The 13,155-nt window shown below is 61.4% G+C and carries 14 protein-coding genes; 4 read left to right on the top strand and 10 right to left on the bottom strand.

Annotated elements, in window-relative coordinates; translation table 11 throughout:
* Window positions 1-67: 67 nt before the first annotated feature.
* Both ACI2JX_RS17715 and ilvA read right to left on the bottom strand, forming a co-directional pair.
* The gene (locus ACI2JX_RS17715; RefSeq protein ID WP_264235729.1) at window positions 68-493 is read right to left on the bottom strand and encodes a DUF2269 domain-containing protein; all 426 of its coding nucleotides are present in this window, start codon (window positions 491-493) and stop codon (window positions 68-70) included.
* A gap of 136 nt (window positions 494-629) precedes the next feature.
* Window positions 630-2,144 carry a threonine ammonia-lyase, biosynthetic gene (ilvA, locus tag ACI2JX_RS17710; protein WP_404690635.1) on the bottom strand — a complete coding sequence of 505 codons (1,515 nt, stop codon included), beginning with the start codon at window positions 2,142-2,144 and terminating at the stop codon, window positions 630-632.
* A gap of 146 nt (window positions 2,145-2,290) precedes the next feature.
* Here ilvA and rpiA point away from each other — a divergent pair, with 146 nt between their 5' ends.
* Complete coding sequence (gene rpiA, locus ACI2JX_RS17705) at window positions 2,291-2,965, top strand: ribose-5-phosphate isomerase RpiA (protein WP_186555897.1); 675 nt, start codon at window positions 2,291-2,293, stop codon at window positions 2,963-2,965.
* 106 nt (window positions 2,966-3,071) lie between these two features.
* Here the strand turns inward: rpiA and ACI2JX_RS17700 are convergent, their stop codons facing one another.
* The 4 genes from ACI2JX_RS17700 to ACI2JX_RS17685 all read right to left on the bottom strand — a co-directional run bounded on the left by ACI2JX_RS17700 (window position 3,072) and on the right by ACI2JX_RS17685 (window position 7,311).
* Window positions 3,072-3,983, bottom strand: a complete 912-nt coding sequence (locus ACI2JX_RS17700) for an SdiA-regulated domain-containing protein (RefSeq protein WP_264235731.1) — start codon at window positions 3,981-3,983, stop codon at window positions 3,072-3,074.
* 91 nt (window positions 3,984-4,074) lie between these two features.
* Window positions 4,075-5,001: an SdiA-regulated domain-containing protein gene (locus ACI2JX_RS17695; RefSeq protein ID WP_404690634.1), complete on the bottom strand. Its 927-nt coding sequence runs from the start codon at window positions 4,999-5,001 to the stop codon at window positions 4,075-4,077.
* A gap of 221 nt (window positions 5,002-5,222) precedes the next feature.
* Window positions 5,223-5,888 (bottom strand): fumarylacetoacetate hydrolase family protein, encoded by a 666-nt coding sequence (locus tag ACI2JX_RS17690; protein ID WP_264235733.1) that lies wholly within the window; start codon window positions 5,886-5,888, stop codon window positions 5,223-5,225.
* Between the two features lie 25 nt (window positions 5,889-5,913).
* Window positions 5,914-7,311: an FAD-binding oxidoreductase gene (locus ACI2JX_RS17685; protein WP_368971714.1), complete on the bottom strand. Its 1,398-nt coding sequence runs from the start codon at window positions 7,309-7,311 to the stop codon at window positions 5,914-5,916.
* 170 nt (window positions 7,312-7,481) lie between these two features.
* Here ACI2JX_RS17685 and serA point away from each other — a divergent pair, with 170 nt between their 5' ends.
* Window positions 7,482-8,711: a phosphoglycerate dehydrogenase gene (serA, locus tag ACI2JX_RS17680; RefSeq protein ID WP_264235734.1), complete on the top strand. Its 1,230-nt coding sequence runs from the start codon at window positions 7,482-7,484 to the stop codon at window positions 8,709-8,711.
* Between the two features lie 141 nt (window positions 8,712-8,852).
* Here serA and ACI2JX_RS17675 read toward each other — a convergent pair whose 3' ends face one another.
* Window positions 8,853-9,329: a DUF4399 domain-containing protein gene (locus ACI2JX_RS17675; RefSeq protein ID WP_264235735.1), complete on the bottom strand. Its 477-nt coding sequence runs from the start codon at window positions 9,327-9,329 to the stop codon at window positions 8,853-8,855.
* Window positions 9,330-9,554: 225 nt separating this feature from the next.
* Here ACI2JX_RS17675 and ACI2JX_RS17670 point away from each other — a divergent pair, with 225 nt between their 5' ends.
* A complete protein-coding gene (locus ACI2JX_RS17670) occupies window positions 9,555-10,043 on the top strand; it encodes a transporter substrate-binding domain-containing protein (RefSeq protein ID WP_264235736.1) in 489 nt (162 codons plus the stop codon).
* A gap of 92 nt (window positions 10,044-10,135) precedes the next feature.
* On the opposite strand, the gene ACI2JX_RS17665 is transcribed toward ACI2JX_RS17670, so the two are convergent.
* Window positions 10,136-10,639, bottom strand: a complete 504-nt coding sequence (locus ACI2JX_RS17665) for a DUF523 domain-containing protein (protein WP_404690633.1) — start codon at window positions 10,637-10,639, stop codon at window positions 10,136-10,138.
* Window positions 10,626-11,249 carry a 2OG-Fe(II) oxygenase gene (locus ACI2JX_RS17660; RefSeq protein ID WP_264236787.1) on the bottom strand — a complete coding sequence of 208 codons (624 nt, stop codon included), beginning with the start codon at window positions 11,247-11,249 and terminating at the stop codon, window positions 10,626-10,628. Before ACI2JX_RS17660 ends, ACI2JX_RS17665 begins: the two co-directional genes overlap by 14 nt.
* A 120-nt stretch (window positions 11,250-11,369) precedes the next feature.
* On the opposite strand from ACI2JX_RS17660, the gene ACI2JX_RS17655 reads away from it, so the two are divergent.
* Window positions 11,370-12,122: a DUF2059 domain-containing protein gene (locus ACI2JX_RS17655; RefSeq protein WP_186555887.1), complete on the top strand. Its 753-nt coding sequence runs from the start codon at window positions 11,370-11,372 to the stop codon at window positions 12,120-12,122.
* Here the strand turns inward: ACI2JX_RS17655 and ACI2JX_RS17650 are convergent, their stop codons facing one another.
* A complete protein-coding gene (locus tag ACI2JX_RS17650; RefSeq protein ID WP_264236788.1) occupies window positions 12,123-13,049 on the bottom strand; it encodes an alpha/beta hydrolase in 927 nt (308 codons plus the stop codon).
* Window positions 13,050-13,155: the final 106 nt, after the last annotated feature.

Below are 13,155 nucleotides of genomic sequence, written 5' to 3'. Positions count from 1 at the left end.
AAGCCCACTGCCACGCTGGTTACGAAGCTTGCGTGGGAGCGGGCTTGCCCCGCGATCGGCTACAACCTCAGACTGGCTTGGCGCCCATCAGCCCGGCGATGGACAAAAAACACACACCACTGAACACCGCCAACGCCAGGGTAAAGCGCAGCCCAGTAGGCTCAGCCCGACGCAGCCGGTTCAGCCGCACCAGCAACCACCAGGCACTGAACGCGCCAAAGGTATAGATGACGCTGGAGGCCAACACCCAGGTCTGCCCCAGCGGCCAACCGATCAGGTGCACCAGCCACCAGCCGGTGAACGGCATGCTCAGCAGGCACACGCCCATCAACAGCCAGACGAACAGCAGCGGGCGGCGCAGCAGTTGGCCGTAGACCGTGGCGTCACCGCGCCGACGTGCACGCCAGGTCCAGATCGCCAGGCCCAGGGCGCTGGCGAGCAGCAGCACGGTGGCGATGATGTGGGCAGCCTTGAGGGTAGTCAGGTATTCCATTCTTGAGTCCTTGGTTGGGCTTGCGGGCCTCATCGCGGGGCAAGCCCGCTCCCATGATAGCGCTCCCACGTTACACAGGCTTGGCGTGGGAGCAGGCTTGCCTTGCGATGAGGCCTTTGAAGCCTAGCTTAGCCCCTCAGCCCAAAAACAGCCGGTAAGCCGGGTTCTCGGTCTCGTCCCAATACGGATAGCCGATCTTGGCCAATGCCGCTGGCACCAGGTGACGCTCGTCTTCCGGCACTTGCAGCCCTGCCACTACCCGCCCATCGGCAGCACCATGGTTGCGGTAATGGAACATCGAGATATTCCAGCGCCCACCGAGCTTGTTGAGGAAGTTGAACAACGCCCCCGGCCGCTCGGGGAATTCGAAGCGCAGCACGATCTCATCACTGGCGCCCGCCGAATGCCCACCGACCATGTGGCGAATGTGCAATTTGGCCAGTTCGTTGTCAGTCAGGTCGGTAACCGGGAAGCCTTGCTCGATCAACTGCTGAACCAACATAGCCCGCGGGTCATTCTCCGGATGGGTCTGCACGCCGACGAAGATGTGCGCCTCGTCCGAAGTGTGCTTGCGGTAGTTGAACTCAGTGATCTGGCGTTTGCCGATGGCTTCGCAGAAGGCCTTGAAGCTGCCCGGACGCTCCGGAATGGTCACGGCAATGATCGCCTCGCGCTTTTCGCCCAACTCGGCGCGCTCTGCAACGTGACGCAGGCGGTCGAAGTTGACGTTGGCGCCCGAGTCGATAGCCACCAGGGTATGCCCGTTCACGCCGGTCATCTCGACGTACTTCTTGATCCCAGCAACGCCCAAAGCGCCAGCAGGTTCGGTGATCGAGCGGGTATCGTCGTAGATATCCTTGATTGCCGCACAGATCTCGTCAGTACTAACGGTAACCACTTGATCGACATGGAGCTTGCAGATATCAAACGTGTGCTGGCCGATCTGCGCCACCGCCACGCCATCGGCGAACAGCCCGACTTGCGGCAGCACCACCCGCTCACCAGCGGCCATAGCCGCTTGCAGGCAATTGGAGTCGTCTGGCTCGACGCCGATTACCTTGATTTCCGGGCGCAGATATTTGACGTAGGCAGCGATACCGGCGATCAGCCCACCGCCGCCGACCGGGACGAAGATCGCGTCCAGCCGGCCTGGGTGCTGCCGCAGGATTTCCATGGCCACGGTGCCCTGCCCGGCGATGGTGTGCGGGTCATCGTAGGGGTGGATGTAGACGAAGCCTTTTTCCTCGACCAGCTTCAACGAATAGGCCAGTGCCTCGGGGAACGAGTCGCCATGCAGCACGACCTTGCCGCCGCGCGAGCGCACCCCTTCGATCTTGATCTCGGGGGTGGTCTTGGGCATCACGATGGTGGCCTTGATGCCCAGCTCGCGCGCCGCCAGGGCCACGCCCTGGGCATGGTTGCCGGCCGAAGCAGTGACCACGCCACGGGCCAGTTCCTCCGGGCTCAGCTGGGCCAGCTTGTTGTACGCCCCGCGGATCTTGAACGAGAACACCGGCTGCAGGTCTTCGCGCTTGAGCAGGACCTGGTTGCCAAGGCGTTTGCTCAGCTGGCCGGCGCTGTGCAGCGGGGTTTCGACGGCGACGTCGTAGACGCGCGAGGTGAGGATCTTCTTGACGTACTGTTCGAGCATCGGGAAAGCATCACTGGGCCGCGGGACAAGGCCTGCGAGTCTACCCCAGCGCTACGTCGGCGGACCACAGCAAAGCCGAGGTTTTGCCGGCGCTTGCCGCTATACTATGCGCCTCTCGAAACTCCCCAGCCCCACTCGGAGCCCGCATGACCCAGGACCAACTCAAACAGGCCGTCGCCCAGGCCGCTGTCGATTTCATTCTGCCCAAGCTGGATGATAAAAGCGTTGTCGGCGTCGGCACCGGCTCGACCGCCAACTTCTTCATCGACGCCCTGGCTCAGCACAAGACGGCGTTTGACGGCGCGGTCGCCAGCTCCGAAGCCACTGCCCAGCGCCTGAAGGGCCATGGCATTCCGGTGTACGAGTTGAACACGGTCAGCGAACTGGAGTTCTACGTCGATGGCGCCGACGAGAGCGACGCGCACCTGAACTTGATCAAGGGCGGTGGCGCGGCCCTGACCCGCGAGAAGATCGTTGCGGCCGTGGCCAAGACCTTCATCTGCATCGCTGACGGCAGCAAGCTGGTGCCGGTACTCGGCGCTTTCCCGCTGCCAGTCGAGGTGATCCCAATGGCGCGCAGCCATGTCGCCCGTCAGTTGGTCAAACTCGGTGGGGATCCGGTGTACCGCGAGGGTGTGGTGACCGACAACGGTAACGTGATCCTGGATGTGTATAACCTGCAGATCACCAACCCGGTGGAGCTGGAAAGCCAGATCAATGCGATCGTGGGTGTGGTGACCAATGGCCTGTTCGCGGCGCGTCCGGCGGATTTGCTGTTGCTGGGCACTGCTGAAGGCGTGAAGAGCCTCAAGGCCGAGTAATGTCTGCGAGGGCTTCGCCCTCGTTCGCGGGCAAGCCCGCTCCCACAGGGTTAGCAGTGTTCTCTGTGGGAGCGGGTTTGCCCCGCGATAGAGCCCTCAAGGGCAATCACTCAGCCGGCTGTTTGAACACATAGAACAGGTTCGGCTCGCTCACCAGGTAGATCGTCCCCGCATCATCCATGGCAATCCCTTCTGCCTGCGGCACAGTTTTCTTCAAGCCTTGATAACCCTTGCTCAACGACAAGGTGCTCAATGGCTTGCCCTTCACATCCAACTCGACCACCAAGCGCGACTCATCGGACAGCGCCAGCAAGTGCCCGCTACGCTCATCGAACTGCAAACTCGACAGATCACGCACGAACAAGCGTGAATCGCGCTTGCGATCCTGCACCACGTGCACCGCATATGGCTGCTCTGGGTTTTCATGGGGAAAGCCGTGAACCTCGTAGATCACCATTGGATCACGTTCTTTGGCGACAAACAGGCGCTTGCCCGCCGAGTCGTAGGCCAGCCCCTCGAAACCCTTGTTGCCATTGAGGCCGATGCCTAAGGTCAGCTGCTCGGCATCGTTGGCGTCGAGAAACAACGTGTCGTCATCCAGGCGAACCCGGATCAGCCGCTGCTGACGCTCGTCGGTAATCACGAAACTGTTCGAGCCGACATACTCCACCGCCTCCGGATCACCGAAGCCGGTCAGGGGCACGCGGCGCAGAATGCGCCCATCCAACGACAGCTCGATCAGCTCGGAACGCTTGTTGGTAACGCTGAACAGGGTCTTGCGCTCAGGATCGTAGGTGAGCGCCGAGATGTCATCGTCCAAGCCCTCAATCGGTTGGGCCTCAAGGACGACCTGGTAACGGCCAAGTCCAATGCCTTGCTCGGCAGGCTGCCACCAAGTCTTGAGATTGAACCAGCCGCGCTCGAACAGGCGAAACTCATGCGCCGCCAGGCCCATCACCAGCAGCGAGGACAAGCCCAGAAACAGCAGTAGCAACGGCAAGCGAAAGTAACGGCGCATGAAGGCAGACTCGGCGAAAGGGAGGCGAATCTAACCACGATCAGCTGAAGTAAAGCTTAATGCCATCACCGTCGCCTGAAGCAGACGGCCGTCAGTGCCTCTTGAATCGATAGAACAGGTCGGGCTCGCTGACGATATACAGGGTGCCCTGGTCATCCATGGCCACACCCTCGGCACGCGGCACGCGATTGTTGAAGCCATTGAAACCGCCAAGCAGGGTCATGAAGCTGACTTGCTCGCCGTTCTCGTCCAGCTCCAGCAACATGTTCGAATCCGCCGACAAGGCCAGCAGGTGGCCGGTGCGCGGATCAACGCCCAGTGCCGACAGGTTGCGCAAATCAAGCTGATCGTTGGCCAGCGGCTGCTTGTCGCCGGTCAGCGGGCTGCGGCCATCGGTGTTCCAGGTGAACAGCTTCGGTGGGCGCTCCTCGCCGATCACCAGGCGCTGGCGTACGGGGTCCCAAGCGATCGCCTCGAAACCTTTGTTGGCGTCGGCGGACTTACCCAAGTCATAGCGCTTGAAATCGTCGCGATTGAGCGAGGTGGTACTAGCGTCGACCTTGACCAGGGTGAGGTCATGGCTGCGCTCATCGACGATTGCGATCTGGCCATCTTCCAGCACCGCCACGCCTTCGGGGTTGTCCCAGCCCCGTAGCGGGATCTTGCGCAAGACGTCGCCATCCAGGCTCAATTCGACCAGGAACGGGTTATTGCCCATGACGGTGAAGAGGGTGCGGGTATGCGGGTTGAACGCCAGGTCCGAAGCTTCATCGTCGGCCATGCCAGGTAACACCTTGGCATCGATATCGGCAATGTAATCGGGCAGCCAGACACTTTCACTGCGCTCGGCAGTGCTTTCGAAGCGCTCTTTGATCCACAGCTGGCCGCGATCGTCCCAGTGCATGGCAACGGATAGGCCATAGCCGATGACCGCCACCACGCCCAGCACGAAAGGCCAACGCATGAACAGGCGACGCTTGCGCGGTGGAGGAAGTGAAGCGCTGGAGGGCGTTGCCATAGAGGTAGTGATCCTGGGGATGCGGCGTTTTTCCTAACGCCGGCGAATGGACGAAATTGCGTGCATTATCCGGATAGTTTGTGAAAAAAACGCTAATTGCTGCCAGGACAGGTGGCTCAGTCATGGCCTCTTCGCGGGCAAGCCCGCTCCCACAGGTTTTTGCAGCGCTGCAAGGTGCTGTGAGGCGATTTTACCCGCGAAGAAGGTGCGGCGGTATCAGATCAGAGCACCCGGCTCTCGAAGCGGACCACACCCGGCAGTTCCAGCACCAGCTCATCACCGACATTGAACGGCCCCACACCCGCCGGAGTACCGGTCAGAATCACATCGCCAGGCTGCAGCGAGAAATGCGAGGCAATGTGCTGGATGATCGGCACGATCGGATTGAGCATCAGCGCGCTGTTGCCATCCTGGCGCACTTCGCCGTTGATGGTCAGGCGCACCGGGATGTCCTTGAGGTCTTCGAAAGTGCCGGCAGAAACGAACGGCGGCAGCACGCAGGCGCCGTCGAAGCTCTTGGCCAGTTCCCACGGCAGGCCCTTCTCCTTGAGCTTGGCCTGCAGATCACGCAGGGTCAGGTCCAGCGCCGGGGCGAAACCGGAGATGGCATCGAGCACCTCTTCTGCCGAAGGATGGGCTGACAGCGGCTTGCCCAGCAGCACGGCGATTTCAGCTTCATAGTGCACCGAGCCACGCTCAGTCGGGATCTTGAAGCCACCTTCCAGCGGTACCACGCAACTGCCCGGCTTGATGAACAGCAGCGGCTCGGTCGGAATGGGGTTGTCCAGTTCCTTGGCATGTTCGGCGTAGTTGCGCCCGATGCACACCACTTTGCCCAGCGGGAAGTGAATGCGCGTGCCGTCTACGTACTGGTGCTGGTAACTCATGGCCGACTCCTTCTGCTTACTGCTTTTATTCAGGAGCGAAGATCTTACCCGGATTCATGATGCCGTTAGGGTCGAAAACGGCCTTTATAGCTTTCATGCAGGCGATTTCATGCGCGGAGCGGCTATAGCCCAGATAGTCGCGCTTGGTCATGCCCACGCCATGCTCGGCGGAAATCGAGCCGTTGTAGCGCTCGACGATCTCGAATACCCACTTGTTGACCTTGGCGCAGGAGGCAAAGAAGTCGTCCTTGCTCATGTCGTCGGGCTTGAGAATGTTCAGGTGCAGGTTGCCATCGCCGATATGGCCGTACCAGACCACTTCATAATCGGGGTAGTGCTGGCCGACAATCGCGTCGATATCGCGCAGGAACGCCGGCACCTTTGAGACGGTGACGGAGATGTCGTTCTTGTACGGGGTCCAGTGGGAGATGGTCTCAGAAATGTACTCGCGCAGCTTCCACAGGTTTTTCAGCTGGGTTTCGCTTTGGCTCATCACCCCGTCCAGCACCCAACCTTGCTCGACGCAATGCTCGAAGGTGGCCAAGGCATCGTTGGCTACATCTTCATTGAGGGCCTCGAATTCCAGCAGGGCATAGAACGGGCAATCGGTGTCGAACGGCGGCGGTACATCGCCACGGCCCATGACTTTGGCCAAGGCCTTGTCGGAGAAGAATTCGAATGCGGTCAGGTCAAGGCGACCCTGGAAGGCATGCAGCACCGGCATGATCGAGTCGAAGTCCGGCGTGCCCAGCACCATCGCGGTGAGGTTGCGCGGCGCGCGGTCCAGGCGCATGGTCGCTTCGACCACAAAGCCCAATGTGCCCTCGGCACCAATGAACAGCTGACGCAGGTCGTAGCCCGTGGCGTTCTTGATCAGGTCTTTGTTCAGCTCCAGCAACTCACCTTTGCCGGTAACCACTTTCAGCCCAGCGACCCAGTTGCGGGTCATGCCATAACGAATCACCTTGATTCCGCCGGCATTGGTGCCGATATTGCCGCCAATCTGGCTGGATCCTGACGAGGCGAAATCTACCGGGTAATAAAGGCCGTTATCTTCGGCAAACTGTTGCAGCTGACGGGTCACCACACCGGGCTGGCAAACCACCGTGCGGTCGAATTCATTGAAAGCCAGGATCTGGTTCATGTAATCGAACGCAACGACCACTTCACCATTGGCCGCCACCGCACCTGCCGAGAGCCCCGTTCGTCCGCCAGAGGGCACCAGTGCTACCTTGTGCTTATTAGCCCAGGCGACGATAGCCTGCACCTGTTCGGTGGTCTTGGGCAGCACAATGGCGCTGGGCGCGGGAGGGTAATGCTTGGTCCAGTCCTTGCCGTAAGCCTCGAGCGAAGCGGGATCGGTAAGGACCTTGCCAGGGTCGACCAGGGTCATCAGCTCATCAATTACCGCAGGGTGGGTCATCGCTGGAACTCTCGACTTATTCATAGTCACCCTGAGCACTCTTCACCTGTCGGTATGGGCTCAGATTGTGTCGCGTATGCTAGCATAGCCCTCCCGCTGTTCGTGCTAAGGCCGACGCCGCGCCGCTTTACCCCCTCGCCATTTTTTCTCCGGGATACAGGTTTACGCAGATGAGCAAGACTTCTCTCGACAAGAGCAAGATCCGGTTCCTTCTTCTTGAAGGTGTGCACCAGAACGCGGTCGATACCCTCAAGGCTGCCGGCTACACCAACATCGAGTACCTCACGGGTTCCTTGCCAGAAGCAGAGCTCAAGGAAAAGATCGCCGACGCCCACTTCATCGGCATCCGCTCGCGCACCCAGCTGACTGACGAGATCTTCGACTGCGCGAAGAAACTGGTCGCGGTCGGCTGCTTCTGCATCGGCACCAACCAGGTCGACCTGGAAGCGGCCCGCGAGCGCGGCATTGCCGTGTTCAACGCCCCTTACTCGAATACCCGCTCGGTGGCCGAACTGGTGCTGGCCGAGGCCATCCTGCTGCTGCGCGGCATCCCTGAGAAGAATGCCTCGTGCCACCGTGGCGGTTGGATCAAGAGCGCGGCCAACTCGTTCGAAATCCGTGGCAAGAAGCTGGGCATCGTCGGCTACGGCTCGATCGGCACGCAACTGTCGGTCCTGGCCGAGAGCCTGGGCATGCAGGTGTACTTCTTCGACCCACTGACCAAGCTGCCACTGGGTAACGCCACTCAGGTTGCCAGCCTGAACGAGCTGCTGGGCCTGGCCGACATCGTCTCGCTGCACGTGCCTGAGCTGCCATCCACCCAGTGGATGATCGGCGAGAAGGAAATCCGCGCGATGAAGAAGGGCGCGATCCTGATCAACGCCGCCCGTGGCACCGTGGTCGAGCTGGACCACCTGGCCGCCGCGATCAAGGACAAGCACCTGATCGGCGCTGCCATCGACGTATTCCCGGTCGAGCCGCGCTCCAACGACGAAGAGTTCGAAAGCCCGCTGCGCGGCCTGGACAACGTGATCCTGACCCCGCACATCGGTGGCTCCACCGCCGAAGCACAGGCCAACATTGGCCTGGAAGTGGCCGAGAAGCTGGTCAAGTACAGCGACAACGGTACTTCCGTGTCGTCGGTCAACTTCCCGGAAGTGGCCCTGCCGGCTCACCCAGGCAAACACCGCCTGCTGCACATCCACCAAAACATCCCGGGTGTGCTCAGCGAGATCAACAAAGTGTTCGCCGAGAACGGTATCAACATCTCCGGTCAGTTCCTGCAGACCAACGAGAAAGTGGGTTACGTGGTCATCGACGTAGATGCCGAATACTCGGACCTGGCCCAAGAGAAACTGCAGCACGTCAAGGGCACTATTCGCTCGCGCGTATTGTTCTAAGTTCTCTGGCTGGATGAAAAAGGGAGGCCCTGGTGGCCTCCCTTTTTTCGTTGGGTCAGTTGCGGCGCATGGACTGGCGTGGGAGCGGGCTTGCCCGGCGATGAGGCAATAACCGCCCCAGCCAATCCTGTTAGATGCGCATTACTTGACCGTAACAGTGATCTTCTGCGACTCAACGCCCGGTTTGAACGGCACGTGATACTGGTCACCCAGCACCAGCTGCAGGGTGTGCTTGCCCGGCGTCAGGGTGATGGTGGCTTCTGTCTGCGCCTTGCCGAAGTGCAGCACCTGCGGCCCAGCCGGCAGCGGCGCGTTGTTCTCTGGCATCAGGCTAGTCGGCAGCGGCATGTCCTTGACCGGTTCTTTGTCGACATCCACCAGCAAGTGGTGATGGCCGCTGTGCGGGGTCTGGTCGCCCGCAGGTTTAAGCTCCATGCCCTCGATACCGAATTTCACGGTGAAGGTCTTCTCGACCGTAGCGCCATCGGCGGGGGAAACGATGAAGACCTTGGCGCCCGTCGGCGGCTCCTGGCTCTTGAGGGCATCCGCGGCACTGGCAAACAGCGACGCCCCCATCAGCAGACCGGCAACCGCAGCACGCGAAAATAGGCTGTTCATTCACTTCTCCTGTGATTCACTTCAATAACCGCTACCGATAAACGAAAGGCAGCGGAAGTTCAACATAGACCAATTGTGGCCAAAGGTGTCTAAAACCCGCGTTATAAAAAAATCAGGGCAGACTAAAACATTAATCGGGACACACGGTCATAGCCTGCGTTCGACCGAGGCAAGACAGAAAGCCGCGGCGAATGAAATTCACCTGCCGAACAAGAAGGGGCTCTCATGCGTTTGACCATTGGCGTACTGCTGGCAGTACTGATCACTCCGTTGGCTCAGGCCGAGCTGATAGACGAAATCAACGACCGGGGCGAACTGCGCATTGCCGTACAAGCCGACACACCGCCCTATGCGTTCAAGGACGCAGAGCACCTGACCGGGTTCGATATCGAATTGGGCCAGGCCCTGGCCAAGGAGCTGGACCTGCGCGCCGAGTTCATCGAGGCGCCGGCCGAAGAGGTGTTGCCGGGTGTGGAAAGCGGCAAGTTCGACATTGCCCTGAACCAAATGAGTGTCGAGCAGAAGGTCGAAGGGGCCTTGGATGTCAGCCAATCGTTTGGCAAAGCCAAGCTGGTTATTCCCTTCCAGAAAGACAACCCGGCGTTCGAGAGCTCAGTGAACAACGCATTGCAGCGGATCAAGGATGACGGACGCTTGGCGGCGCTGGAGAAAAAATGGCTTGAGGGCGGCGAGCAGGCTACGGCAGGTCAGTGACGCCCTCATCGCGGGGCAAGCCCGCTCCCACGCTGTCAGCAGTGGGCCCTCACTCGTGGGAGCGGGCTTGCCCCGCGATGAGGCCGGCAACTTCAGCGCGCTAATGTCTGAACAGCCTGCTCTGCCTGATCCAGTTCCATCTCATTGAACACCAACACTCCCTCGCGCCGCAGCAGCGCGGTGGTCACCCCTTCGCCCGGCACCTTCACCCCCCTGAAGCTGCCATCGTAGGTCAATCGGTTACCGCACGAAGGGCTGCCAGACTTGAGCACCGCCACCCGGATGCCATGCCGTCGAACCAACGCCAGGGCCAGCTGAGCACCCGCCAGAAACGCCTCGCTGACATCCTCACCCGACACCGCGATCACTCGCGCCCGACCGGCAAGTACCTGCGCGCCCTGCCCGCCCGGAATCTCCGCCGGCGGACGCGGGGTCGGCAAACCACCGGCCACCTCTGGACACAACGGCACTACCCGGCCCTCGGCCTGCCAGCGTTGCAGCAAATCCGGATGGCCGCTGGCGCGCCCGTCATAGCGAACCGGCTGGCCGAGCAGGCAAGCGCTGACCAGCACCTTGGCGCACTCAGAACGGCTCATTGCCACGTCGCCGGAACCAGCCGGTTAAGGACAGTCGATCTCGCCTGGCTGCCAATACTTCGTGGGGGATATCCCCGGAAAGGAACACCACCAGGGTGCCCGCCGTAGGCTGCACATCGCGCACGACCTCATCGGCAAGGAACATGCGCAGCTCGCCACCATCGCCGGGCTGCCAGTTTTCATTGAGGTAAAACACCGCCGAGACCGCCCGTCGATCGTCATCACGGAAGCGATCCAGGTGCCGGCGGTAGAAGGCCCCTGGTGGATACAGGGCGAAGTGGCACTCATAGTCCTCAAGACCGATGAACAACCCCTGGTTGATCGCCAGGCGCAGCTCATCCATGGCATCGAGATACTGATCGCAGACGTCAGACTCGCCCGGGTCGAGCCATAAGATGTGATCGCCACGGATCGCCTCGCGAACCTCTTGGGCAGCGCCGCGCCCAACCCCGGCGGGGTTGAGTTCGCCTTCGGCAGCGCGGCGTCGGCATTCGGTCGCCAGTGCGCGAACCAGGTCGGCAGGCAGGAAGTTGGCCTGCTCAGACCAGCCACGGGTGGCCAGGTCATCGACAACAGCCGACAGCATGGGAGATTCGAGAGTATTGTGCATGGCGCATCATATCCATTCGCCCTGCCCCCCTCCAGCGCCACTTGGCTGACGTTCGTCATTGCGTCTCGACAAACTCACGCCACGCCACGGACAATAGCGCACTGCCGACAGGAGTCCTGAATGCGCCGTTTGTTTTCCCTGCTCTTGCTGATGATCTGCACCATGCCTGTCTGGGCAGACACCCTCGATCAGCTGTACAAGGCCGCCGGCTGGCCCGACCAGCGCGCCCATTTCACCGATGCCGTGAGCGCCGCCCAACAGCGCTACCGCAATAGCCTGCCGCCTGCGGTTTACCAGGCGTTGGTGAGCAACAGCAACCAACGCTTCCAGGCCCAGGCCATGGACCAACGGGCCCAGGCCCAGCTGCGCAGCAACCTGAGCAATCCGGCGCCCGCCCTGGCCTTCTTCCAGTCGCCGCTGGGGCGCAAGGTGGTGGCCGCTGAGCTGCTGGCCACACGCAAGGACCAGTTGGCGAAAAACGCCAAGGGCCTGCCGAAGATCCAGGCCAGTGACACTCGTCAGTTGATCATCGGCCACCTGGCCCAGGCCCTGCCGGCCCGCGAAGCCGGCGCTGAAGTCAGCCTGGCGATTGCCGGGGTCGCCGCCGACAGCCTGAGCTCGATGATTCCCGGCCTATTTGGCGCAGGGCAAGCCCAGGGCCTGCTCGACGGCCAGCGCCAGCGGCTGATGAACCAGATCGGCGAAGACCTCAACAACACCCTGCTGTACGTTTACCGCGACCTGAGCGATGCCGAGCTGGAACAGTTCTCGACCTTCGCCGAATCGGCAGAGGGCCAGGCCTACTACAAGGCCGCGCTGGCCGCAGTACGCGCTGGCCTGGCGGTCGGCCAGAGCGCCAACGACCTCAAGTGATCAGCCAAGGCGCTGATCGATGAAGTCGAAGTAGCGCTGACGAATGGCCGGCAGCTCGTTGGCCAGATGATGCCGCGCCTCAGGCAGCATCAGGATTTGCGGCTCAGCGAACTTGGCCTTGAGCACCTTGAGGTTGTAGGGCCAGTCGACCGTACCATCGGCCTCCCCTTGCACGATCAACGGCCGCCGCGCACTGCGCGGCGCGGCCTCGATGCGTTTGACCCAAGCCATCAGCGCCCCGACCCAGGCCGTGGGCAGACGGCGAGGCTGCAGCGGGTCGGCTTGCAGAAATGGCAGGAACGCCGGGTCGTTGCTGTTCTCGCTGAAACGCCGCTCGATGCCGTTGACGAAGTGACGCAGCACCCGATAACTGAGCTTCGACCAGCGCCAGGACTGTGGCCGTACCAGCGGCGCCAGCAGGATGACCTGGCCATCCACCGGGCTGCGCTCGCCGCTGTAGAGCAAATGATCGACCGCAATCGCGCCGCCGGTACTCTGCCCGCACAAGTGCCAAGGCCGCGGCAGATCAAGGCCCCGCGCTTGCTCGAACAAGGCGTCCAAGGTCTGCTGGTAGAGGGCAAAATCAGTGATGCTGGCCCGCTCGCCGCTCGATAGCCCGTGCCCTGGCAGGTCGCAACTGATCACCGCGTAGCCCTGGCCCAGTGCCCATTCGATCACGTGGCGATACAGCCCCATATGGTCGTAGTAGCCGTGCAGCAGCAACAGCGTCGCCACCGGTTGCAGCGGCAGCCAGACCTGCCCGACCAGTTCGAAGCCTCCGGCATTGAAGCCCCCCAACCAGCTCTGCACCGGCAGGTCCAGGCCATAGAAGCGCTGATACTCCAAGGCCTGCGTCGATAACGGATGGCGCTCGGTCAAGGGGGCCAGACTGGCACGCAGCAGGTCGGGATGCAGTGAAGCGGGCATGGGGTAAATCCACAGCGATATTGACCTGTGATATTCAGCTTATGCTCGCGACATGGCAAGCTGAGCGCCCCTTAACAGATACCACCGCTCCTACAGGGTTCTGCGG

Origin of the sequence: Pseudomonas sp. NPDC088890, assembly GCF_044900155.1 — a bacterium.
In the GTDB taxonomy this organism is placed as follows: Bacteria; Pseudomonadota; Gammaproteobacteria; order Pseudomonadales; family Pseudomonadaceae; genus Aquipseudomonas; species Aquipseudomonas urmiensis.
Note: the sequence above shows the minus strand (reverse complement) of the source record. Positions and strands in the feature narration are given on the sequence as shown.

Excerpts from the sequence above, each read along its gene's own strand:
- ilvA (WP_404690635.1), bottom strand. The coding sequence starts at position 2,144 with ATGCTCGAACAGTACGTCAAGAAGATCCTCACCTCGCGCGTCTACGAC.
- ACI2JX_RS17660 (WP_264236787.1), bottom strand. The coding sequence starts at position 11,249 with ATGCACAATACTCTCGAATCTCCCATGCTGTCGGCTGTTGTCGATGAC.
- ACI2JX_RS17670 (WP_264235736.1), top strand. The coding sequence starts at position 9,555 with ATGCGTTTGACCATTGGCGTACTGCTGGCAGTACTGATCACTCCGTTG.
- ACI2JX_RS17675 (WP_264235735.1), bottom strand. The coding sequence starts at position 9,329 with ATGAACAGCCTATTTTCGCGTGCTGCGGTTGCCGGTCTGCTGATGGGG.
- ACI2JX_RS17715 (WP_264235729.1), bottom strand. The coding sequence starts at position 493 with ATGGAATACCTGACTACCCTCAAGGCTGCCCACATCATCGCCACCGTG.
- ACI2JX_RS17685 (WP_368971714.1), bottom strand. The coding sequence starts at position 7,311 with ATGACCCACCCTGCGGTAATTGATGAGCTGATGACCCTGGTCGACCCT.
- ACI2JX_RS17700 (WP_264235731.1), bottom strand. The coding sequence starts at position 3,983 with ATGCGCCGTTACTTTCGCTTGCCGTTGCTACTGCTGTTTCTGGGCTTG.
- rpiA (WP_186555897.1), top strand. The coding sequence starts at position 2,291 with ATGACCCAGGACCAACTCAAACAGGCCGTCGCCCAGGCCGCTGTCGAT.
- ACI2JX_RS17665 (WP_404690633.1), bottom strand. The coding sequence starts at position 10,639 with ATGAGCCGTTCTGAGTGCGCCAAGGTGCTGGTCAGCGCTTGCCTGCTC.
- ACI2JX_RS17690 (WP_264235733.1), bottom strand. The coding sequence starts at position 5,888 with ATGAGTTACCAGCACCAGTACGTAGACGGCACGCGCATTCACTTCCCG.
- ACI2JX_RS17650 (WP_264236788.1), bottom strand. The coding sequence starts at position 13,049 with ATGCCCGCTTCACTGCATCCCGACCTGCTGCGTGCCAGTCTGGCCCCC.
- ACI2JX_RS17655 (WP_186555887.1), top strand. The coding sequence starts at position 11,370 with ATGCGCCGTTTGTTTTCCCTGCTCTTGCTGATGATCTGCACCATGCCT.
- serA (WP_264235734.1), top strand. The coding sequence starts at position 7,482 with ATGAGCAAGACTTCTCTCGACAAGAGCAAGATCCGGTTCCTTCTTCTT.
- ACI2JX_RS17695 (WP_404690634.1), bottom strand. The coding sequence starts at position 5,001 with ATGGCAACGCCCTCCAGCGCTTCACTTCCTCCACCGCGCAAGCGTCGC.